We start from the raw sequence: 21,912 nt of genomic DNA, 5'->3' as shown, positions 1-21,912 counted from the left end.
GGGCCGAGGGTCACGGGTTGACGGTGATGGTGAAGGTCGACGTGGTGTTGCGGATGTTCTGGACGTTGTTGCTGAACCGGACGTTGGTGAAGGTGGCCGCGCCGACCGCCGGGCCCTGACCCGCCTCGGGCAGCTCGTTGGCCCAGATCCCGAAGCCGGACCGGGCGTCGAAGGCGTCGCCGCTGCGCTGCGCGCCGCTGATCGAGATGTTGGTGAAGACGGTGTCGGTGACCGCCTGGGTCGCCTGCCCGCCGCTGTAGTTCGACTGGAACATGATGCCGTGGTACGTCGGATCGACGATGTCGACGTTGTTCACCCGGATCGCGCGGAACTCCTTGGACGCGGCGAACATCCAGATCGCCGGGAACGTCTGCGCACCCCAGAAGTGCCCACCGGCCCGCACGATCGAGGCGTTCTCGATCGTCGTCGGGCCCGGACCGAAGCCGGTGAACGGGTAGCCGAAGTCCAGCGAGCTGACGGTGATGCCGGAGTAGGTCAGCAGGTCGGCGATGTACATGTTGCGGAAGGTGTTGTTCTGCCCGCCGTACACCGCGACGCCGGCCGCCCGCCAGGTCAGCGTGGCGGTGAGGTTCTCGAACACGTTGCCGGTGTTCGCCCCGCCGCCACCGTCGGTCGCGGAGAACAGCGCGAACGCGTCGTCACCGTTGGACCGGCCCTCGACGTTGCTGACCAGGTTGCCGGTGCTGCCGTTGGTCATGTTGACGCCGTCGGCGTACGTGTTGCGGATCCGGGAGTTCCGGATGGTCATGTTGCTGACCCCGAGACCCCAGAACATGCACATCTGGTGCTCCACCCAGATGTTGTCGAACGTCATGTTCGACACCCGGGACAGGTCGAACACCTTGCCCGGCCCGTCGTTGCGGCTGGTGTAGTTGCCGAAGTAGGAGAACCCGGTGAAGGTCGAGCCGTTGGCCGACGCCTCGGCCCGGAAGCCGACGTCGGTGTTCTCCTGGTTGGCCGGGGCGGTGAACCGGGTGTACCAGGGGCCCGCGCCGACGACCCGCAGCGCCCTGCCGTACACCTGGAACTTCTGCTGGGTCGGGTAGCTGCCCGCCGGCAGGTAGACGCCGAGCAGGTTGGCGTCCTGCCGGGCCCGGTCCAGGGCGTTCTGCACGTCCTGGTGGGTGAAGCCGGCCGGCACCGCGTACCGGGTCGGGTCCGGGTTGGCCACCGGCGCGACCTGCTCGGTGTTGATGAAGTCGATCGCGTAGGTGGAGGTGTTGGCGGCGTCCTTCTGGAGCTTGATCCTGCTGCCCGCCGGGACGGTGGTGTCGAGGAAGATGTTCGCCTCGTCGTAGATGTGCCGGGGTCCGCCCGCTCCCGGCGAGTTGCCGGGGCTGGCCTCGGCGCCGTAGAGCCAGATGTACTTCGAGGTCAGCGGGATCGCCTTGTGGAACACGTTGTCGACGTAGACGTTCAGCGTCGAGTCGATGCCGCCGCCGCCCGGGGCGTCCGGCATGGAGAACCGGGTGACCAGCGTGTTGGTGCTCGCCCGGGTGGTGAACTCGACGAAGTTGCCGGTCGAGTTCAGGGTGACCGCCCGTCGTCCGGACGCCTCACCGGCCAGGTCGCCGATGGTCCGGTTCGGCCCGACCACCTGCGCCCCGCCGCCGACCAGTCCGTCCTCGGCCTCGTACATCTCGTACGGCAGGTTCGCCCCACGGCCGACGAAGAGCGGGGTGACGCTGGTGTTGTTGGCCCGCTTGACCGGCAACTCGTTGGCGTCGTCGGCCAGCACCACCCGCACGTCGTACTTGCCGTTGACGGCGGTCCAGCTGCCCAGGCCGACCGGTGCGGTGCTCGCGCCGGCCGCGATCGCGCCGGAGTACGACCCGGTCAGGGTCCGCAGCACCGCGCCGGTGGCCGGGTTGACCACGGTCAGCGTGATGCCGTGCGCGCCGGAGGCGGCGGCGACCGTGCCCTGGTTCCTGATCGCCACCGAGAAGGTGACGGTGTTGCCGGCGGCCGGGTTGGTCGGCGACCAGCCCACCGGCGAGGCGACCAGGTCGGCGCTGGCCACCGGCGTCACGACCAGCGGCGACGACCTGGTGAAGCTGTTGTTCGTCTCGTTCTGCTCGATCACCGTGTTGGCCTCGTCGACCCGGGCGCTCAACGGGTAGCTGCCCGCGTCACGGGCGCCGACGTTCGCGGTGACCGTGCTGGTGGCCCCGGCCGCCAGCGCGCCGACGGTGGCGGTGCCGGCCAGCGTCGTGCCGAGGTAGAAGTTGACGGTGGTGGCGGCCGACGCGGCGGTGCCGCCGTTGCGGACGGTGGCCGACAGGGACACCGTGTCGGTCTCGACCGGCGCGGCCGGGGCGACCGTGAGGCCGGTGACGGTCAGGTCCGGGTTCGCCGCGGGCACCCCGATGACCTGGAACTCCGCCACCTGGCCGGCCGGCGCGCCGGAGTTGGTGGTGATCTGCAACCGGACGTCGGCGACGGTGGCGCTGACCGGGATGGTCACCGTGTTGCCGGTGGCCGGGCTGAAGCTGTACGACTGGGCCGCGGCCAGGCTGGTGAACGCGCCGGCGCTCTGCTCCCGCCCGAGCACCCCGATGGTCTGGGTGCGCGGACCCCACGAGCTGTCCGGGTTGAGCTTCACCACCACCGCGTTGACGTTCGCGTTCGCCCCCAACGCCACGGTCAGCACGCTCGGCAGGCCGTTGGCCTCCCAGTAGGTCGCGACGTTGTCGTCGGTGGCGTTGGCGGGCACGAAGGTGAACACCGAACCGGACGCGGTGACCGGCCTGCCGACCGCCAGGTTCGTGCCGCCACCGCTGCTGCCGGTACGGGTGACCGTGTTGCTGTTGCCCGACTGGTTGCCCGCCGCGTCCTTCGCCCGGACGTAGTAGGACACCGTCGCGGTCGCCGGCTGGGTGTCGGTGTAGGTCAGGACGGTCCCGGCGACGCTGGTGCGCAGCGTGCCGTTGGCGTAGACGTCGTACCCGGTCACCCCGACGTTGTCGGTGGCGGCGGTCCAGGTCAGCCGGATCTGACCCGACCCCGGTTCGGTGTACGCCAGGTTGCCCGGCGTCGACGGGGCCTGGGTGTCGCCGCCGGTCGGCCCGTAGACCTCGAACTCGGCGATCTGCCCGGCCGGCCAGCCGGTGTTGCCGGTGATGGCCAGCCGCAGGTAGCGGGTGATGGTCTGGTTGAAGGTGATCGTCACGGTGTTGCCGGTGGCCGGGTCGAAGACGTACCCGGCGGAGGCGACGACGGTGGCGAACGGGCCGCCGCTGGTGGTGCTGCCCTGCACGCTGAGGGTCTGGGTCCGGGTCTGCCAGGCGGCGGCCGGCGGCAGCTTCAGCACCACCCGGTTGACCGCGACGGCCGCGCCGAGGTCGGCCTGGAGCCACTGCGGGAAGGCGTTGTTGGCGCTCTCCCAGTAGGTGTTCGGGTTGCCGTCACCGGCGTTGCCGGGCGCGTAGACGTCGGCCGTGCTGCTGGCGGTCAGCGACACCGCTGCCGCCGCGGCGAGGTTGACCGTCGACACCGCCGCCGGGTGGACCTCCAGTTCGGCGAGCTGGGCGGCGGGCGCAGCGGTGTTGGCGGTGACCTCCACCCTGACGTACCGGGCGTTGGTGGCCGGGAACCGGAGCGTCAGCAGGTTGTTCGCCGCCGGGTCGAAGGTCTGCCGCGCCGCGCCGACGATGGTCCGGTACGAGGTGCCGTCGGGGCTGCCCTGCACGGCCAGCGTCTGGGTCCGCTTCGACCAGCCCCGGGGCAGCTTCAGGGTGACCCGGTCGATGGTGGTGCTGCGGCCCAGGTCGACGGCGGCTGCCTGGGGGAGGGCGCCGCGCCCCTGCCACCAGCTGGCCTGGTCGCCGTCGGCGACGGCAGTGGCGGCGTGACCGGCGCTGGCGCTGGTCGCCGAGGTGGCCCGGCCGGCGGCGAGGTTTGTCGCACGCGTCCGTTCGGCGGGCGCGGCGGTGGCGGGGACAGCCGGCGCGAGCGCCGTGACCAGGCTGGCGGCGAGGATCGCCGCCAGCGGACGCCAGGGGACGGGGTGGGTTCTCATTGCGTTCCTCCAACTCGGGAGTGGAACGTCAGACGGGGGTGGCGGTGCGAACGCCCGACAGGGCGACGGGAGCGGGCGGACGGTGCCCACCCCCGGGTGGTGCCGATCGTGGAAGGTGCGGGACAGCCCCGCCCAGGCACGCCTGGGCGGCGGGGGTGCCAGCCGAACGGCGGCCGGCGGTGCAGGGCCCCTCGGCATCCACCGAGGCGACGGGAGGGGCCCTGCGCTACGCGCCTAGGAGGCGTAGACCTCGTACTCGGCGAGCTGGGCGGCGGGCCAGCCGGTGTTGCCGGTGAAGGTCAGCCGCAGGTGGCGTTGGGTGGTCGCCGGGAAGGTGACCGTCGCGGTGTTGCCGGTGGCGGGGTTGAACGTGAGACCCGTCGACGCCTTGACCGTGGCGTAGGACGAGCCGTCGGTCGACCCGAGCACCGACAGCGTCTGGGTACGGGTCTGCCAGGCCGCCGCCGGCGGTAGCTTCAGCACCACCCGCGACACCGAGCGGGCCGTGCCCAGGTCCACCGTGATCGAATGGGGGAAGGCGTTGTTGGCGCTCTCCCAGTAGGTGTTCGGGTTGCCGTCGACCGTGTTGCCGCCGCCGTAGACGTCGGCGACGCTGGTCACCGTCACCGGCCGGCCGGCGGCCAGGTTGCCGTTGGCCGGGGGCGGGGTGCTGGTCGGGGGAGGGGTGCTGGTCGGGGGAGGGGTGCTGGTCGGGGGAGTGGTCGGCGTGGTGCCGCTGCCGTACACCTCGAACTCGGACGCCTGGCCGGCGGGCCAGCCGGTGTTGCCGGTGAAGGCCAATCGCAGGAAGCGGCGGTTCTGCCCCGGTAGGGCGATCGACACCGCGTTGCCGCTCGCCGGGTTGAAGGTGTACCCGGCCGCGCCGACGGCGGTCGCGTACGACGACCCGTCGGTCGAACCCTGCACCGCGAAGGTCTGGGTACGGGTCTCCCAGCCCGGTGGCAGCTTCACCACCACCCGGTTGGTGTTGACCGACGCGCCGAGGTCGACCGTCAACGACTGCGGGAAGCTGCCGTTCGTGCTCTCCCAGTAGGTGGCGGCGTTGCCGTCGTTGGCGTTCGTCGCCACGTACCCCTGCGAGGTGCTCGTCGCCGTGATCGCCCGGCCCTGGGCCAGGTTGCCGCCCGGCGGCGTGGTGGGCGGCGGCGTGGTCGCCGGGGGCGTGGTGGGCGGCTGGGACGGCGTGCTGGTCGGCGGCGGGCTGGTCGGGCCGCCGCCCCAGTTCGGGGCCGGCCAGGGGCCGCAGTCCGGGGTGGCGGTGTACCAGCCCGAGTTGCCGGTGCCCTGGGTGATCTGGAAGCCGCTGCCGACGCAGTTGTGTATCGGCTTGGCCTGGGCGATGCCGCTGGCCCGGACGTTGGTGAAGGAGACCTGGCTGGCCGCCTGCACCTGGAGGGCGTACGTGCCGGCGCCGGCGATGGTGACGTTGTTGAGGACGATGCCGTTGGTCCGCCCCTCGATCCAGTGCAGCGCCGCGTACGAGCTGTCCAGGATGTCGGTGTCGGTGATGGTGACGGTCGGGTTCTGGAAGTCCTGGTTGAGGGCGGAGAACCAGATCGCCCCGACGCCGAAGTTCCAGTTGTAGTCGGAGTTGCCGTTGCGGATCAGGGTGTTGCGGGCGATCGTCCAGTTGCCCAGCACGGAGGTCGCGCCCTGCACGCCGGGATAGCGGTTGGCGACGTGGATGCCGCCCCCGTTGGTCACCGAGTCGGCGGTCACGTTGTCGGTGATCCTGATGTCCCGGCCGCCGTAACTGACCAGGTGGTTCGCCAGCAGGGTCACGCCGATGGTGTTGTGCGTGAAGGAGTTGTTGACGTTCGGCACGTCCTGCGCCCACATGGCCAGCGCGTCGTCGCCGGTGTTGCGGACGAACGTGTTGGTCACCGTGGAGTTGGTGACCCCGGTGTGGAAGTTCACCCCGTCGGCGGTCTGGTCCAGGATCCGGCTGTTGCGGATGGTGAAGTTGTCCATCGGGCCGTCCATCCAGGCCCCGACCTTGGTGTGCTGCATCCACACGTTGTCGATCACCGAGTCGGTCATCGCCCCGCCGAACGCGTTGACCTGGTCGTCGTCGATCCGTTCCTGGATGTCGCCGATGACGGCGAGGTCGCGCACGGTCACGTTGCGGCTGGGCCCGTTCGCCTCGTGCGGGCGTACCCCGCCGGTGTAGCCGCCACCCGGGACGTACCTGCCGTAGATGCCGGCGGCCCGGTTGCGCTGGGTCGGGTGCCGGCCGCCGAGCACCGAGTACCACGGCCCGGCCCCGCGCAGCGTCACCCGGTCGACGACCACGTGGTCCCAGAGGGTGTAGCTGCCGGCCGGCACCCAGACCGTACGGCCCTGCGCCGCGCCCGCGTCGACGGCCGCCTGGAACCGGGCGGTGGAGTCGGTCGCCCCGGTCGGGTCGGCCCCGAAGTCGGTGACCACGTCGATGACGTTGGCCGGCTTCGCGATCGGTGCGCCGACCAGCTCGAAGTCGGCCAGGTCGATGGTGAAGGTGGGGGACTGTGCGGTGGAGCCGACCTGCAACCGGACCTTCGTGCCGGCCGGGTACGTCGCCCCGAACATGGTCCGTGCCTCGTCGTAGAAGTGGTGCGGGTTGGTGTCACCGGGGTTGTTGTTGAACGGGTAGCCGCCGTAGTACCAGCCGTACTTCGAGGTCACCGGGACGGCCTTGACCAGGTTGCCGTTGATCCGCAGGTCGATGCTGGCGTCCCGGCCGGTGCCGGCCGGGTTGTCCGGGATGCTGTACCGGAAGGTCACCGCGTCGGCCGGCTTGGTCAGGGTGAACTCGACGTACTCGCCGACCGCGTCCAGGGTCACCGCCTCCCGGCCGGAGGCTTCGGCGGGCAGTTGGCCGTAGTAGCGGGTCGGTCCGATCTTCGCCCCGTTGTGGGCGGCGTTCTCCGCCTCCTGCTCGACGAACGGCACGGTCGCGCCGCGACCGACGATGTCGAACGGGGACAGGCCGGCGGCCCGCGCGGGCGTGGCCGAGGTGAGGGTGAGGACACTGATCGACGCCGCGACCAGGGCGGCGCTGGCGACGGCCGCCAGCGTGACCCGGGCGTGGGTGGTGGGTGGTGCGGTGGCGGTATGGATGGCCATGGGGTTCCTTTCGTCAGGAAAGCCATTCCCCGTGTGTGAAGCCGCGTGGAGCCGTGGTCGGCACCGCGCCGAGCAGCAGGTGCACCTCCCCTTCCGGAGCCGGGTGGGTGGGGCGGCCGGTGGTGGCGGCCGGGACGTGTCGCGGGTCCGCCGGCGCGGCGGCACCCGGCGGCCGTCCCACCACCGGCCACGACTAGGCCGGTGCCGTCCGCAGCCAGGCGGCGGTGTCCGGGGGCAGCAGGTCTGCGTCGAGCGGCCCGCTGGTGAGCAGGCGGTGCCGGTGCGCCGGCAACGGCACCGGTACGTCGGAGAGGTTCACCACGCAGGCGAACGTCTCCCCCCGGGCGAAGGCCAGCACTCCGTCCGGCGAGTCCAGCCAGGTCATCGGGCCGTCACCGAGCCCGGACTCGGCCCGTCGGAGCCGGATCGCGGCCCGGTAGAGCGTCAGCATCGACGCCGGGTCCTCGGCCTGCGCCTGCGCGGTGTGTCCCTTCCACTCCGCCGGCTGCGACAACCACGGGGCGGCGCTCGCGCCGTCCGGGCTGAACCCGAACGGGGGCGCGTCACCGGACCACGGCAGCGGCACCCGGCAGCCGTCCCGGCCCGGGTCGAGGTAGCCGGAGCGCGGCCACATCGGGTCGGTGCGCTGCTCCGGCGGGACGTCGACCTCCCAGAGCCCGAGTTCCTCGCCCTGGTAGACGTAGGCGGCCCCGGGCAGGGCCAGCGACAGCAGCGCCGCCGCGCGGGCCCGTACGGTGCCCAGTTCGAGGTCGGTGACGATGCCCTCCCGCTTCTTGGCGAAGCTGAAGCTGGTGTCCTTGCGGCCGTACCGGGTGACGTGTCGGGTGACGTCGTGGTTGGACAGCACCCAGGTGGCCGGGGCGCCGACCGGGGCGTGGGCGCGCAGGGTGCCGTCGATGCTCTCGCGCAGCGCCGCCGCGTCCCAGGCGCAGCCGAGGAAGTCGAAGTTGAACGCGGCGTGCAGCTCGTCGGGGCGCAGGTAGTTGGCGAACCGCTGCCGGTCGGGCAGCCACACCTCGCCGATCAACGCCCGGTCGCCGGGGTACTCCTCGGCGATCCGTCGCCAGGCACGGTAGATGTCGTGCACCCCGTCGAGGTCGTGGAACGGGTGTGGCTGCTCCGGCCGGGTCTCCGGCAGCGTCGCGTCCTTGACCAGCAGCCCGGCCGAGTCGATCCGGATGCCGTCCACGCCCCGGTCGAACCAGAACCGGAGGATGCTCTCGAACTCGGCCCGTACCCTCGGGTGGTCCCAGTTGAAGTCCGGCTGCTCGGCGGTGAACAGGTGCAGGTACCAGTCGCCGGGGCTGCCGTCCGGGTTGGTGGTCCGGGTCCAGGTCTCGCCGCCGAACTCGCCGACCCAGTCGGTGGGTCGCCGGTCGCCGTTCGGACCCCGGCCGGGACGGAACCAGAACAGCTCCCGCTCGGGCGCCCCCGGTCCGCCGGCGAGCGCCGCCTGGAACCACGGGTGCTGGTCGGAGCAGTGGTTGGGCACCACGTCGACGATGATCCGGATGCCGAGCGCGTGGGCTTCGGTGATCAGCGCCGCCACCTCCGGCAGGGTGCCGAAGAGCGGGTCGATGTCCCGGTGGTCGGCCACGTCGTAGCCGGCGTCGGCCATCGGCGACGGATACCACGGGCTGAACCAGATGGCGTCGACGCCGAGCGCGGACAGGTGACCGAGCCGGGACCGGATCCCGGCGACGTCACCGATACCGTCGCCGTCGCCGTCGGCGAAGCTGCGGGGATACACCTGGTAGATCACCGCTGACCGCCACCACGGACCGCTGTCTGCTGGGGACACGTGCACCTGCTTTCTGGATCGGTACGGGCGTCGGGGCCGCGCCGCGCGGGCCACGCGGCGTCCCGTGCCGGGCTCGGGGACCTGGTAGCGGCGGGTCAGCCCTTGAGGCTGCCCGTGGTCAGGCCGGACATGATGTTCCGCTGGAAGATCAGGAAGACGACGACGGTCGGCAGCGCGGCGATGACCGACGCGGCGATCACCACGTTCATCGGCGTGCCGCCGGAGAAGGCGTAGATGCCGACGCTGACCGTCCGGGTCTCGGGCGACGGCATGACCAGCTTCGGCCAGAGGAAGTCCTTCCAGACCGCCGTCACCGCGAAGATCGAGACGACGCCGAGGATCGGGCGCGACATCGGCAGGATGATCGACCACAGGGTGCGCAGCGGGGAGGCCCCGTCCACCAGGGCCGCCGCCATCAGCTCCTCCGGGATCGAGTCGAAGAACCGCTTCAGCAGGAAGATGTTGAACGCGTTCGCGACCGCGGGCAGCCAGATGGCGAACGGCGAGTCGAGCAGGTTGAGGTGCAGGATCGGCAGGTCGATCACGGTCACGTACTGCGGGACGATGAGCACCATCGCCGGGATCATCAGGGTGGCCAGCATCAGGCCGAGGACCACGTTGCCGAACGCCGGCCGCAGCTTCGACAGGGCGTACGCCGCTGCGGTGTCCAGGACGAGTTGGAAGACCAGTGCCCCGGCGGCGTAGTAGAAGGTGTTGAACAGCAGCTTGGCGAGGTTCAGGTGGTGCCACGCGTCGGTGTAGTTCGCAAGCCGTGGGTCCCGGGGGAACAGCGACGGCGGGGTCTGCGCGATCTCCTGCCCGGACTTCAGCGCTCCGGTGACCATCCAGTACAGCGGCCCGAGGAAGACCAGCGTGAAGCCCACCACGACGACGGCGAGCAGCGTCCAGTAGGCGACCCGGCCCCGGCCCCGGCTGAGCTGGGCGTGGGAGATGAGGGTGCGGGTTGCGGAGTCGTGTGCCATGCCTCGTCCCGTCCTGGGTGGTGGGTGTCGTAGGTGGTGGTGGGACTAGTCCTGTTTCGCGCTCAGCCGCAGGTAGGCGGCGGAGAAGCCGGCCAGCACCACGAGCATGATCACGCCGAGCGCGGCGGCGCCGTTGAGGTCGTTCTGGAAGAAGCCGTGCTGGTAGATGAGGTACGCCACCGAGGTGGCGGAGTCCTCGGCGCCCGCGCCGTTGGCCAGGATCAGCGGCTCGATGAAGAACTGCATGGTGGCGACGATCTGCAACATCGCCAGCAGGGCGAGGATCAGCCGGGTCTGTGGGATCGTCACGTGCCGGATGCGCCGCCAGATCCCGGCGCCGTCGAGCTCGGCGGCCTCGTAGAGTTCGCCGGGGATGCTCTGCAACGCGGCCAGGTAGATCAGGACCGCGCCGCCCATGTTCATCCAGGTCGACGCGAGCACCATCGCCGGCATCGTCATCCCGGGCGACTGCATCCACTGCGAGGTCGGCAGGTGCAGGGCCTTGAGGATCGAGTTGAACAGCCCCGCGTCGCTCGGGTCGTAGGCGTAGAACTTGAACAGGAACAGCGCCGAGGCCGGCGGCAGCATCACCGGCAGGTAGACCAGGGCCCGCAGGTAGCCCTTGGCGTGCCGGAACTCGTTGAGCAGGATGGCCACGAAGAACGGCACCGCGTACCCGAGCACCAGCGCGAGCACGGTGAAGGTGAGCGTGTTCTTCCAGGCCGCCCCGAAGCTGGGGTCGGCGACGATCCGGGTGTAGTTGTCCCAGCCGACCCAGGTGGTCACGCCGCGTCGGGTGCGCTGGAAGCTCATCACGACGCCGTGGACCATCGGATACCAGGAGAAGAACGCGAAGCAGAGCACCGCGCCGATCAGGAAGGCGTGCCCGGTGAGGCTGTCGCGGACCTTGCGGCCGAGGCTGGTGCGGGGCGGCCCCGTCGGGCGGGGCGTCGCGGGGTGGCCCGATCGTGGTCGCGTCCCCGGGGCGGTGGTGATCACCAAGGCAACTCCTGCGTGGGTCGAGGCGGCCGGCGGGTGTTCGGCCGGGGGCGGGGCCGGGACGGCGGTCGGGCCGGAGGCCCGACGAGCGGTTCGCCGGCGGGTGGGGGCCGGTGCGTCGGCCCCCACCCGCGGGGTCAGCTCGCGGTGGCGAGGAGCGTGTTGACCTTGCCTTCGGCGGTGGCCAGGAGGGCGTCGATGTTGGCGTTCGGGTTGGTCAGCACCCCGGACATCGCGGCGTCGAGCACCGCGTAGATCGCCTGCGCGTTGCGGGGTTCACCCTTGATCGGGACGGGGTTCGCCTCGAAGATCGCGAAGTTCGCGGTGTCGACGTTCGCGTTCGCCTTGCGCAGCTCGAGTTCCTGCTTCTGCGCGTCGCTGCCGGCGGCGAACAGCAGCGGCTGGGGCAGGCCGACCGGGTAGTTCTGCGGCTTGGCCCGGACGTAGTCGAACTGCCCCTTGCCGGGAGTCAGCTTCTGGTAGGCGATCCACTTCAGACCGGCCTTGACCTGCCCGGGGGTGAGGCCCTTCTTGAAGAAGTACCCCTCGCCGCCGCCGAGCGTCGCCTTCGCCGCGCCGTCCTGGCCGGGCAGCGGTCCCATCGCCCAGTCCTGGAACTTGCCCTGGAACTGGGTGACGATGGCCTGGGTGGCGTCCGGGGCGCCGATGAACATGCCGACCTTGCCGGCACCGGCGTTGGTCAGCAGGTCGCCCCACTGGAGCAGTTGGCGGGAGCCCATGCTGTTGTCGCCGTACCGCATGTCCTTGAGGTTCTGCAGGACCTGCTTGCCCGTGGCGTTGTGGAAGTCGGCCTTCTTGCCGTCCGCGCTGAGCACCTGGCCGCCCTGGGAGTAGAGCAGGGAGGTGAAGTGCCAGCCGCCGGTGTTGCCGGCGCTGTACTCCGAGTAGCCGGCGATGGCGTCGCCGAGTGCGGCGATCTTCTTGGCCGCGTCGCGGACCTCGACCCAGGTCCTGGGCGGGTTGTTCACGTCGAGCCCGGCCCGCTGGAACAGGGTCTTGTTGTAGACCAGGCCCATCGAGTAGTTCTTCACCGGGACGGCGTAGAGCTTGCCGCCGTCACTGAAGACCTCCTTGAGCGCCGGGTCGACGCTGTCCCAGGTCGGAATGGTGTCCCTGGTGGCGTACTCGGTGATGTCCATCGCCTGACCCGAGTCGAGCACCTGCTGCAGGTCGGTCATGTACCCGTAGAACACGTCGGTGACGGTGCCGCCGGCGAGGCGGGCGGTGAAGTCCGGCGGGTTGTTGCACTGCTCGCCGACGCTCACGCTCTTGACGACGATGTCGGGGTTCTGCCGCTGGAACTCGGCGACGTCGTCGTTCCAGTTCTTCACCAGCTCCTTCTGGGAGCCGACCGGCTGACAGTCGACGGTGATGGTGACCTTGCCACCGGCGTCGGTCGTGCCGGCGTCGTTCTTGGTGGAGCAGGCGGTGAGGCTGAGCCCCAGGCCGGCGACGAGCGCCAGCGCCGTGGCCTTCCGGTACTGCGGTGTGGACATCTGTCCATCCCTTCGGGGAACGGGAGTCGCTATGAGTTCGCGGTGCCGTGGCGGACGTGGCCGCGGCGATGCCTCTGCTGATCTGGTATCCGCCACCCGACCCGCGTCCCCCTGAGGCCGGGGTGGCGACGAGGGAGGGTGACCTGGATCTCGCGTACGACTTGTTTCGTGGCGATGACCATACAAAGACGAACGGAGTCTTGCAAGAATTCGATCGAAACCCGAAAGACCGCGACTGTGGAGCTGGCTCGGTGTCGGTCTGGCGCGACGGCTGGGCCTGGCCCGGTCGAGGTTGGTCGATGGGCGGGCCAGCCGGCCCCGGCTGGCCTGCGGTGACACCTCGGGTGGGTACGCGAAGAGGCGTGATGGAGCACCGCCGGGCGTGAAGCACGAGCGGTCGTCGGCAGGCCGCCTCGGCGAGCGGTCCGACAGCGGTTTGCGCACGACTGACCTCTTTGGCCGGTGCGCGAATTATGATCTTATGTATCGATGATCAATCCCACTCCTCTCATGCGTCTGGTGGCCGGTGTCTGGGGCTTCAAGACCCTCGCCGTAGGTGTCGAGTTCGGCCTGTTCACCCGGTTGGCCGGCGGGCGGACCATCACCGTGGCCGAGGCCGCCGCGGAGTTCGGGCTCGACGAACGCCCGGCCGACCTGTTGCTGGCCGCCAGCGCGTCGCTCGGGCTGCTCGAGAAGGCCGGCGACGGCTACCGCAACTCCGAACTGGCCGAGCAGTTCCTGGTCGAGGGGCAGCCGTACTACTTCGGTGCCCAGGTGCGCTACTCCGACCTGCGCACCTATCTGCCCTGGCACCGGGTGGGCGAGGCGTTGCGCGGCAACCGACCGCTCACCTGGGATCCGCAACAGCAGCAGTCGCTGTTCGACACCACCGACTCCGACATGGTGGCCCAGTTCTGGGACGCCATGTTCGCCACCTCCCGGTTCACCGCCCGCGCGCTGGCCGACGCGTACGACTTCGGGGCGCACCACCGGCTGCTCGACGTGGGCGGTGGGGCCGGGGCGTTCCCGATCGAGTTCTGCCGCCGTCTGCCGGGGCTGCGGGCGACCATCCTGGACCTACCGCACGTCTGCGTCCGGGCCGAGGAACGGATCGCGGAAGAGGGGCTGACCGGGCGGATCGGCACGGTCGCCGGTGACTTCCTCGCCGACCCGGCCCTGCCGGACGGGCACGACGTCATCCTGCTCAGCATGATCCTGCACGACTGGGACGAGCCGACCAACCGGGCGCTGCTGGCCCGCTGTCACGCCGCGCTGCCGCCCGGCGGCATGATCGTCGTCTCCGAGCTGCTGCTCAACGACGAGCGCACCGGCCCGCCGGAGGCCGCCCTGATGGGCATGAACATGCTCGTCGAGACCGAGGGTGGCAAGAACTACTCCGGCGCGGAGTACCGCGCCTGGCTCACCGACGCCGGCTTCGTCGACGCCCGCACGGTGCCCTTCGACGCCCCCGGCGCCAACGGCGCGGTGGTGGCCCGCCGGCCCTGACCCCGTGCTCCGGCCCGCCGCCCGGCCCCCGGCGCGGCGTGCCGGAGGCGACCCGTCGGCGCGGACGGCACCCGCGCCGACGGGTCGACGTCGACGGGTCAGCCCGGCTTGTACGCGGTGACCAGCTCCCAGCCGCCGGGCAGCACCGCCACCCGGACGAAGCCGACGTCGGCGAGCAGTCCGGTGTAGAACTCGACCTCCCGCAACCGGCTCACGCAGCTGTCCACCCCGATCAGGAAGTAACTCCAGAAGAACTGCATGGCCAGCCGGTCCGGGGTGCGGAACTCCTCGCCGATCAGCAGCAGCCCACCCGGCTCCAGCGCCGCGTACGCCTGCTCCACCAGGCGGCGGGCCACCTCGTTGGGCCAGTCGTGCAGCACCCGGACGAACGCCATCGCGTCGTAGCCCGTCGGCAGCGGTTCGGCCAGGAAGTCGCCGCCGACGAACCCCAGCCGGTCGGGGTGGCCCCGGGCCACCCGGGTGGCCGCCACCAGCGGGGCCACCGGTGGCAGGTTGAACACGTCGGCGCGCAGGTCGGGGGCGGTGTCGAGGATGTGCGCGGCGAGCGTGCCGTCGCCACCGCCGACGTCCAGCAGGCGTCGCCGGTCCGACCACAGCCGGTCGGCGTGCCGACCGAGGGTCTCGATCACCGGGCCGAGCCCGGCCGCCATGCTGCGCTCGAAGTCGGCGGTCTGCGCGTCGGTCTTCGGCGGCCACGCGAAGTCGTCGTCGCTCATGCCGACCTCGCCGCGCAGGCTCTCGGCGAGCCGGCCGTGCAGCCGCCGCCACGGGTAGCGGTCCCGGTCCCGTTCGATCGCGTCCGGGCCGACCACCGCCAGCACGGCGTCGCGCAGCCCCGGCACGGCCCGGTAGCCGGTCCCGGCGATGTCGTCGCCGGAGTCTTCGCGGGTGACCAGGCCGAGGCTCTCCAGGCAGTCGAGGAACTTGTAGAGCCGCAGTGGGCGTACCCCGAACTTGGTGGCCAGCGCGTCCAGCCGCTCCGGACCGGGTTCCAGCGCGTCGAGCAGGCCGATGGCCAGCGCGGTCTCCAGCACGTCGATGGCCTTGGGGCCGTTGGCGAGCAGGCTCAGCAATGCCCGCGGTGACAGGGTGACGTTCACCGGCCCAGCTCCTTCTCCAGCGCGTCCATGAACGCGTCGACCTCGTCGAGGGTGTTGTAGACGTGGGGTGCGACCCGCAGCCAGCCCCGCCAGCTGCAGATCATGTTCCGCTCGGCCAGCCGCCGCTTGACCGCCTCGCCGTCGGCGACGTCGAGGCACACCACCCCGCCGCGCCGGTGCGGCTCGGTGGGGCTGACCACCTCGATGCCGGCCGCCGCCGCCCGGTCCAGGACGCGCTGGGTGAGGGCCAGCGAGTGCCGGCGGATGGTCTCGATGCCGACCCCCGCCAGCAGGTCGAGGCCGACCTGGGAGACCAACGAGGTCAGCGGGTACGGCGTGCCGCCGGCGAACCGCTGTGCCCCGTCCGCCCAGCCGGTCGATGGTTGGAAGGTCAACGCCCGGTCGCCGGCCTGCCAGCCGGTCGCCGCCGGCTCCATCCCCTCCACCAGATCGGGCCGGACGTAGAGGAAGGCGGTGCCGACCCCGCACAGCCACTTGTGCGCCCCGCCGAGGACGACGTCGACGCCGAGCGCGGTCACGTCCAGCGGGACCACCCCGACGGTCTGGAAGGCGTCCACCACCACCAGGGCGCCGACGTCGTGGGCGCGGGTGATCAGGCGCGGCAGGTCGATGGTGGCCCCGGAGGTGAAGCTGGCATGCGGTACGCAGACCAGCAACGTCCGCTCGTCGACGCGGGCCTCGAGGGCGTCCTCGTCGAAGCGGGGGCCGCCGGCGCCGACCACGTCGAGCCGGGCGCCGTAGCGGCGGAACGCGGTGCCGATGAACGGCACCGTCGGGAACTCCAGGTCGGTGGTGACGATCCGGTCGCGCGGCGGGCGGTAGTCGAAGCAGGACGCCACCCGGGTCAGCAGGGTGCTCAGGTTGGCGTCGGTGACCACGCTGCCCGGGGGCGCGCCGAGCAGCGCGGCGACCGAGTCGGCGTACCGGTCGAGGCCGACGTGCCAGCCCTGCCACACGTCGTCGCGCCAGCCGCGCAGGGTCTGCCAGTAGTCGGCGAGCACCCGTTCGGCGCCCCGGGGCACCGCGCCGGTGGAGTTGTTGTTCAGGTAGACACCGGTGTCCAGCAACGGGAACTCGGCGCGTAGGGCGGCGTGCGCGGCGGCGTCCAGGCGCTGTGCGGGGCCGGGGTCGGTTCCGTTCACTCGGGGCAGCCTCCGATCGGGTCGGTCCGGGGTGGACGGGGATCTGCGGACACGGCGGTGAACACCGGAACGGCGCGGACGGCCGCCAGGTAGGGGGTGCCCTCGGTGTAACCGGTGCCGGAACGGGGGCCGAGCATCCGGATCGCCAGCCGGTGATGGGTGCGTCGCCAGGTCACGACGGCCTCCGCGAAGGCCGCCATCGCCTGTCGTACCAGGTCGTGGTCGGTGTCCCGGAGGCGGCCGTCGCGGACCGCCGCCCGGTACTCCTGGTCGATCGACGGCTGGCCGCCCCGCACCAGGTCGCGTACCTCCGGCACCGACCGGTACGCCGTGGAGTCCAACCGGTCCGGCTCGGGGGCGCGGCACAGCGACTCCATCAGCTTGTAGGAGCGGGACTGGATCGCGCTGGCCCCCTCGGTGTACTCGCGGAACGTCCGGAACGCCGTCGGTTGCATGGTGGCCAGCAGCGAGAAGAGCGGACCGGCGTCACTGATCAGGTCCCGGGCGTACGCCAGCCGGGCGGCGGCCGGGCGGGGCCGACCCGTGGCCAGCGCGGTGATCGTGGCCCGCAGCTCCTCGGCGACCCCGGCGAAGAGACACTCGTACGCCTGCAGCACCCGGATGAACAGGTACTCGTCGTGGGAGACGTAGACCGGCAGCATGCTCAGCCGCAGGACCCGGTCCCGGGTGGGATCGCGGTCTGCGACGGCGAGCCGGTGCAGCGCCACCGCCGCCCCCACCGGATCCCGGTCGGTGACCGCCCCGGCCAGACCGAGCCGGGTCAGGGCGGCGAGCCCGACCCGTACCCCGAGCCGGCACCGCTTGGCCACCACCGTCGGCCCCGGCCGCTGCTCGGGGAGCAGGTCGGTGAGGTCGGCGGCGGCGGCCAGCTCGAAGGCGAGGGCATCGCTGACGAGGTCGACCAGGAGCCGGTCGCGCTCCCGCCGCGCGGCGGTCGGCTCGGCCGGCTCGGCATCCGTGGATCGGGTGGGAGAGCCGGTCGGCAGGGGGAGCAGGGGCAGGGCCAGGTAGCTGCGGTAGTCGTACCGGGCGTCCCACTTGTCGAGCGCCACGTCGAGGAAGGTGGACAGCTGGCGGCCGGGAGTCGTCCGAGCGTCCACCCGCGCGCGGACCTGGTCCAACAGGGCCAGTAGTTCTTTTTCGACGAAGTGTTTGCCGACTCGATGGAACTCGGCCACTACCGCAGGGTAGGGAAATTGCTCGGGATCGGCCGTACCGGACGACCAGCTCGTCAGCTCACGCACGAACCGCACCTCGGATCGGGGTCTGTCAGGGGAGCGCCGGTGATTCTTCGAGTGGCGCGGCTCGTCATGCCTCTGCGATACGGGAATGGGCCGCCGCCGGGATACCGGTGTCCGACCGGGGCGGTCGCAACTCGGGAAAGAACCGGTGCCCGATGAGCTTGGCGAGCACCGTCGCCGGGCTGCCGGGGGAGCCGTCGGCGGCGTGGCCGCCGACGCTCAGGGCGACCTGGTAGTGGCGTACCCGCCACCGGGAGACCTGCTCGTCCCAGTCGACCATCGCCTCGGCGAGCCGGTGGGTCGGGTCGGTCGGGGGCAGCGCGGTGAGCGTGACGCCCCGGGCGGTGAGGTGCTCGGCGAAGGCCCGGCCGAGTTGTCGGCTCAGCGCCGTGACCCGCCGCCAGCCGGGTGACTCGGCGCCGGAACCGTTGCCCAGCGCCGGTTGCATCGCCTGGAAGTCGACCGGTGAGAGGTGGCGGAACATCTCCAACTGGTCGGTGACCAGCCGCACCGCGAGCGTCGCGCGGGCCAGCAGCGACGCGGCCGCCGCCGGGTCTGCGGCTGCGGTCCGGGTGACGGCGAGGGTCAGCTCGGCCTCGGCCAGCTTGAGCCACAACTCGGCGGACTGGTGCACCACCTGGAAGAGCAGCTCGTCGCGGTGGAGCATCTCCTCCGGGCGGCGTTGCAGACCGAGCAGCTCATCCGTGCGCATGTAGCGGGCGTAGTCCGTGGTGCCGTCGCCCGGCAGCACGGGTGACTGGTCACGTTTCACAACTGTCCCTCCGGTAAGCGCCGGCGCGGCACGGATGTCGGCGCTCAACGGCGGAAATTATCCAACGAAGAACAGCAATGTGTCACCCCCCTGTCTGACCAATCTGATACCCCTGTCTCGGGATGAATACCACCTTTTCCTGCCGGAATGTGAGCGCTAACATAATGAATTGCGTCAGTCAATGCCGAGGGGTTGCCTGACATGTCACAGGCTGCCGGTGCGGACTCGGGCGGGGTGTGCCGCCGTCGCTGGCGGGAGGGGTTGCGGCGCGCTCTGGAACCACTGTCTCCGGGGTGGCCGTGAGGACCTCCCCCGGGGGAAATGTTGCCGCAGGTGTTCGTTTGCGTACCGTGCGGATGCGTGGTTAGGTTGTCCTAACCGTCGGGGCGGCGCGGTGTCGACAGCGTGCGGCGGCCGGTGGCGGTCGGCGGTGATCGCCGGATCAGGTCCCCGAAGGAGTGCCATGACGGCTGTGCCGACCCCCGCCTCGCGTCTGGTCGACGGCTTTGGTGAGGTGTCCATCCGGCCGGTGGAGCCCGACCGGGACGTCGAGGTGATCCATGACTGGGTGACCCGGGAGCGGTCCCGGTTCTGGGGCATGGGTGACGCCAGCCGGGAACGGGTCCGCGAGATCTACACGTACCTGGACTCGCTGGCCACCCACCATGCCTACCTGGTCCACCGGGACGGCCGGCCGGTGGCGCTGTTCCAGACCTACGAGCCGGCCGCCGACCCGGTCGGGCAGTGCTATGACGTACGCCCCGGCGACTTCGGTATCCACCTGCTCATCGGTCCTCCGGACGGCGGTGCCGAGCCCGGCTTCACCGGGGTGCTCCTGGACGCGTTCCTCGCGTTCGTGCTGGTCGACCCGACCCGGCTGCGCATCGTGGCCGAGCCGGACGCCCGCAACGCGCGGGCCGTCGACCGGCTGGTCCGGGCCGGCTTCGTGCCCGGTCCGCAGATCGACCTGCCGGACAAGCGTGCCCAACTTCTCTTCCTCGACCGGGACGTGGCGCGTCGCTGACCAGGAGCCGGTGCGCCGCCCGGGTTGGACACGCCACTGCGCTGACCGGAACGCGGCGCGTCGGGCGGCGGCGGTGTCCCCCGAACGGGGAGATGGCGACCCACGTCACCATCCATCTTCTTGGTTAGGTTAGCCTCACCTACGTGCTTAGTGATCGAGTTCGCCCGGCGGGGGAGCGCCACCACGCCACGGGCGCGGGGACCGCGACCCTGCCCGTCGCGCCGTGGCGACTGTTCGACGTGCAGGTACGCGCGGCGCGTCGGCTCAGCCCGTCCTTCCTGCGGGTCACCTTCACCGGCCCGGACCTCGACCGGTTCGCCGACAACGGTTACGACCAGCGGATGAAGCTGGTGCTGCCACTGCCCGGCCGGCACGGCGTCCACCTCCCCGGCGGCGTGGACTGGTACGCCCACTGGCGGGCCCTGCCCGAGGCCGAGCGCTGCCCCATCCGCACGTACACCGTCCGTGCGGTCCGGCAGCACCTGGCCGAGGTGGACGTCGACCTGGTGCTGCACGGCGACAGCGGCCCGGCCGGCCGGTGGGCGCTGCGGGCCCGCCCCGGGGACGAGGCAGGTCTCCTCGGTCCCGACGCCGGCTACGACGGTGAGCACGGCGGCGTCGAGTTCCGTCCGCCGTCCGCCGGTCGCCTGCTGCTGGCCGGCGACGAGACCGCCGTGCCCGCGATCAGCGCCATCCTGGAACGCCTGCCGCTCGATGCCCGGGGCCGGGTGCTGCTGGAGGTGCCGGACCCGGCCGACGAACTGCCGGTCGTCGCTCCGCCCGGCATCACGGTCGACTGGTTGGCGCGCGACGGCGGCGGGCACGGCAGCCGGCTGCTCCCCGCGGTCGCGGCGGCGGCGCAACGCCTGCTGTCCACCGGCGGACCAGCCCCGGCCGCGCCGATCGCCGACGTCGATGTCGACCGGACCCTGCTGTGGGAGGTCCCGACCCCGTCCGCGCCCGTGCCGGTGTACGCCTGGCTGGCCGGCGAGGCCGGCGTCATCCGTACGCTGCGCCGGCACCTCGTCGCCGACCGGGGCATGGACCGCCGCGCGGTCGCGTTCATGGGGTACTGGCGGCAGGGTCGTGCGGACCCGGCCTGAGCCGTGACCATCGGCTGTGACCCGCGTTACCTCTCGGTGGAGCGGGAATCAGACCAGCGGTTCCGGATTTGAAGCCAGATGTGACTGTCGCACTGTCCTCCGCCCGGCCGCACCACGACCGGGCGGAGTCCCCCCGATGACCGATGTCGCCCACGACCAACTGTCGAAGGCCGCGCCGATGCCGGGTGACCTGATGACCCGCCGGCAACGGGTACGGCTCGTTCTCGTCCTCGGCTCGCTGATCGCCGTCGGCCCGCTGACCATCGACATGTACCTGCCGGCGCTGCCCGCCATCGCCGCCGACTTCGCGACCACCTCGGCGGCGGTCCAGTTGACCCTCACCGGCACGCTCGCCGGGCTCGCCCTCGGCCAACTGCTGATCGGACCGCTGTCGGACGCCGTCGGACGCCGCCGCCCGCTGATCGCCGGCCTCGCGCTGCACATCGTGGCGTCGGCGCTCTGCGTGGTCGCACCCAACATCGCGGTCCTCGGCGGCCTGCGGGTGGTGCAGGGCCTCGGCGTCGCCGCCGCCACGGTGGTCGCGATGGCCGTGCTCCGTGACCTGTTCCGCGGCACCGTCTTCGCCACCCTGCTCTCCCGGCTGCTGCTGGTGATGGGCTCGGCCCCGGTCCTCGCCCCGACCCTCGGCGGCGGGGTGCTGCGCTGGACGGACTGGCGGGGGGTCTTCGTGACCCTGGCCGTCCTCGGTGTGCTGCTCGTCGTGGTCGCCGTGCTCGGCCTGCCCGAGACCCTGCCGGTCGAACGCCGTCAACGCGGTGGCGTGTCCACGACCGTGAGCCTGTACGGCTCGCTGCTGCGGGACCGCACCTTCGTGGGGCTGGTCCTGGTCGCCGGCCTGGCCATGGCGGCACTGTTCGCGTACGTGGCCGGCTCGTCGTTCGTCCTGCAGGAGAGCTACGGGCTCGACGAGCAGCAGTTCGCGCTGGCCTTCGGGGCGGGTGCGGTGGGGCTGATCGGGGCGGCCCAGTACAACGTGCGGCTGCTGCGCCGTCACTCGCCGCAACGGATCCTCGTGGGCTCCCTCAGCGTGGGAACCCTGGCCGGGCTGGCGCTGCTGGCCTTCGCCGTGACCGGGTTCGGTGGGCTGCCCGCCCTGCTGGTGGCGCTCTGGGCGGTGTTGGCGTCGGCGGGTCTGGCGATGCCGAACGCCCCGGCGCTGGCCCTGTCCCGGCACGGTGAGGCGGCCGGTACCGCATCCGCCCTGCTCGGCGCGGTGCAGTTCGGCGTCGGGGCGGTGGCCGCGCCGATGGTGGGTGTACTCGGCAACGGCGCGGTGGCGATGGCCCTGGTGGTGGCCGGCGGCATGGTGGCGGCGCTGGCGGTGCTGTTCGTCGTCGTACGGCCGTCCCGGCTCGCCGACCTGGAACCGGGCGCGGTGGTCGTGGCCGCGCACTGAGCGTCACCGTCCGTGGTGCGGGCGGGGACGCCTGCCGTACCCCGGGGACAGGGGGACC

Annotated in this window: 14 protein-coding genes; 4 read left to right on the top strand and 10 right to left on the bottom strand. The window is 71.5% G+C overall.

Features of this window, described 5'->3' with window-relative positions; all coding sequences use genetic code 11:
- Nucleotides 1-10: 10 nt before the first annotated feature.
- The 6 genes from ACIG87_RS01295 to ACIG87_RS01270 all read right to left on the bottom strand — a co-directional run bounded on the left by ACIG87_RS01295 (nt 11) and on the right by ACIG87_RS01270 (nt 12,486).
- Nucleotides 11-4,039, bottom strand: coding sequence for a discoidin domain-containing protein (locus tag ACIG87_RS01295; protein ID WP_396847027.1), 4,029 nt, complete (start codon nt 4,037-4,039; stop codon nt 11-13).
- 234 nt (nt 4,040-4,273) lie between these two features.
- Entirely contained in the window at nt 4,274-7,165 is a 2,892-nt protein-coding gene (locus tag ACIG87_RS01290) for a discoidin domain-containing protein (RefSeq protein ID WP_396847025.1), read from the bottom strand.
- A 193-nt stretch (nt 7,166-7,358) separates the two neighbouring features.
- Nucleotides 7,359-8,948, bottom strand: a complete 1,590-nt coding sequence (locus tag ACIG87_RS01285) for a glycoside hydrolase family 13 protein (protein ID WP_396847023.1) — start codon at nt 8,946-8,948, stop codon at nt 7,359-7,361.
- A 134-nt stretch (nt 8,949-9,082) separates the two neighbouring features.
- A complete protein-coding gene (locus tag ACIG87_RS01280) occupies nt 9,083-9,970 on the bottom strand; it encodes a carbohydrate ABC transporter permease (RefSeq protein WP_396847021.1) in 888 nt (295 codons plus the stop codon).
- Between the two features lie 45 nt (nt 9,971-10,015).
- Nucleotides 10,016-10,972, bottom strand: a complete 957-nt coding sequence (locus ACIG87_RS01275; protein ID WP_396847019.1) for a carbohydrate ABC transporter permease — start codon at nt 10,970-10,972, stop codon at nt 10,016-10,018.
- A 134-nt stretch (nt 10,973-11,106) separates the two neighbouring features.
- Nucleotides 11,107-12,486 carry an ABC transporter substrate-binding protein gene (locus ACIG87_RS01270; protein WP_396847017.1) on the bottom strand — a complete coding sequence of 460 codons (1,380 nt, stop codon included), beginning with the start codon at nt 12,484-12,486 and terminating at the stop codon, nt 11,107-11,109.
- A gap of 489 nt (nt 12,487-12,975) precedes the next feature.
- Here ACIG87_RS01270 and ACIG87_RS01265 point away from each other — a divergent pair, with 489 nt between their 5' ends.
- Nucleotides 12,976-13,992 carry a methyltransferase gene (locus ACIG87_RS01265; protein WP_396847015.1) on the top strand — a complete coding sequence of 339 codons (1,017 nt, stop codon included), beginning with the start codon at nt 12,976-12,978 and terminating at the stop codon, nt 13,990-13,992.
- Between the two features lie 98 nt (nt 13,993-14,090).
- On the opposite strand, the gene ACIG87_RS01260 is transcribed toward ACIG87_RS01265, so the two are convergent.
- Genes ACIG87_RS01260 through ACIG87_RS01245 form a run of 4 tightly spaced genes read right to left on the bottom strand, consistent with a single transcriptional unit; the run spans nt 14,091 to nt 18,310 of the window.
- Nucleotides 14,091-15,113 (bottom strand): methyltransferase, encoded by a 1,023-nt coding sequence (locus ACIG87_RS01260; protein WP_396847013.1) that lies wholly within the window; start codon nt 15,111-15,113, stop codon nt 14,091-14,093.
- On the bottom strand, nt 15,110-16,276 hold the full coding sequence (locus ACIG87_RS01255; RefSeq protein ID WP_396847011.1) for an aminotransferase class V-fold PLP-dependent enzyme: 1,167 nt from the start codon (nt 16,274-16,276) through the stop codon (nt 15,110-15,112). The genes ACIG87_RS01260 and ACIG87_RS01255 overlap by 4 nt, the downstream gene beginning before the upstream one ends.
- Nucleotides 16,273-17,550: a tryptophan 2,3-dioxygenase family protein gene (locus ACIG87_RS01250; RefSeq protein WP_396847009.1), complete on the bottom strand. Its 1,278-nt coding sequence runs from the start codon at nt 17,548-17,550 to the stop codon at nt 16,273-16,275. The genes ACIG87_RS01255 and ACIG87_RS01250 overlap by 4 nt, the downstream gene beginning before the upstream one ends.
- A 55-nt stretch (nt 17,551-17,605) precedes the next feature.
- Nucleotides 17,606-18,310, bottom strand: coding sequence for a tryptophan 2,3-dioxygenase family protein (locus ACIG87_RS01245; protein ID WP_396847007.1), 705 nt, complete (start codon nt 18,308-18,310; stop codon nt 17,606-17,608).
- 463 nt (nt 18,311-18,773) lie between these two features.
- Between ACIG87_RS01245 and ACIG87_RS01240 the strand changes: the two genes are divergently transcribed.
- From ACIG87_RS01240 to ACIG87_RS01230, 3 genes are all read left to right on the top strand, one after another.
- Nucleotides 18,774-19,334: a GNAT family N-acetyltransferase gene (locus tag ACIG87_RS01240; protein ID WP_396847005.1), complete on the top strand. Its 561-nt coding sequence runs from the start codon at nt 18,774-18,776 to the stop codon at nt 19,332-19,334.
- A gap of 143 nt (nt 19,335-19,477) precedes the next feature.
- A complete protein-coding gene (locus ACIG87_RS01235) occupies nt 19,478-20,437 on the top strand; it encodes a siderophore-interacting protein (protein WP_396847003.1) in 960 nt (319 codons plus the stop codon).
- 178 nt (nt 20,438-20,615) lie between these two features.
- Nucleotides 20,616-21,854 (top strand): multidrug effflux MFS transporter, encoded by a 1,239-nt coding sequence (locus ACIG87_RS01230; RefSeq protein WP_396847581.1) that lies wholly within the window; start codon nt 20,616-20,618, stop codon nt 21,852-21,854.
- Nucleotides 21,855-21,912 lie beyond the last annotated feature (58 nt).

Origin of the sequence: Micromonospora sp. NPDC051925, assembly GCF_044548625.1 — a bacterium.
Lineage (GTDB): Bacteria > Actinomycetota > Actinomycetes > Mycobacteriales > Micromonosporaceae > Micromonospora.
The sequence above is the reverse complement of the archived record's forward strand: the minus strand, read 5'-3'. Positions and strand labels throughout refer to the sequence as shown.

Bases quoted from the DNA above. Each gene is read 5' to 3' on its own strand.
- ACIG87_RS01295 (WP_396847027.1), bottom strand. From the start codon at position 4,039: ATGAGAACCCACCCCGTCCCCTGGCGTCCGCTGGCGGCGATCCTCGCC.
- ACIG87_RS01290 (WP_396847025.1), bottom strand. From the start codon at position 7,165: ATGGCCATCCATACCGCCACCGCACCACCCACCACCCACGCCCGGGTC.
- ACIG87_RS01280 (WP_396847021.1), bottom strand. From the start codon at position 9,970: ATGGCACACGACTCCGCAACCCGCACCCTCATCTCCCACGCCCAGCTC.
- ACIG87_RS01270 (WP_396847017.1), bottom strand. From the start codon at position 12,486: ATGTCCACACCGCAGTACCGGAAGGCCACGGCGCTGGCGCTCGTCGCC.
- ACIG87_RS01265 (WP_396847015.1), top strand. From the start codon at position 12,976: ATGATCAATCCCACTCCTCTCATGCGTCTGGTGGCCGGTGTCTGGGGC.
- ACIG87_RS01240 (WP_396847005.1), top strand. From the start codon at position 18,774: ATGACGGCTGTGCCGACCCCCGCCTCGCGTCTGGTCGACGGCTTTGGT.
- ACIG87_RS01230 (WP_396847581.1), top strand. From the start codon at position 20,616: ATGCCGGGTGACCTGATGACCCGCCGGCAACGGGTACGGCTCGTTCTC.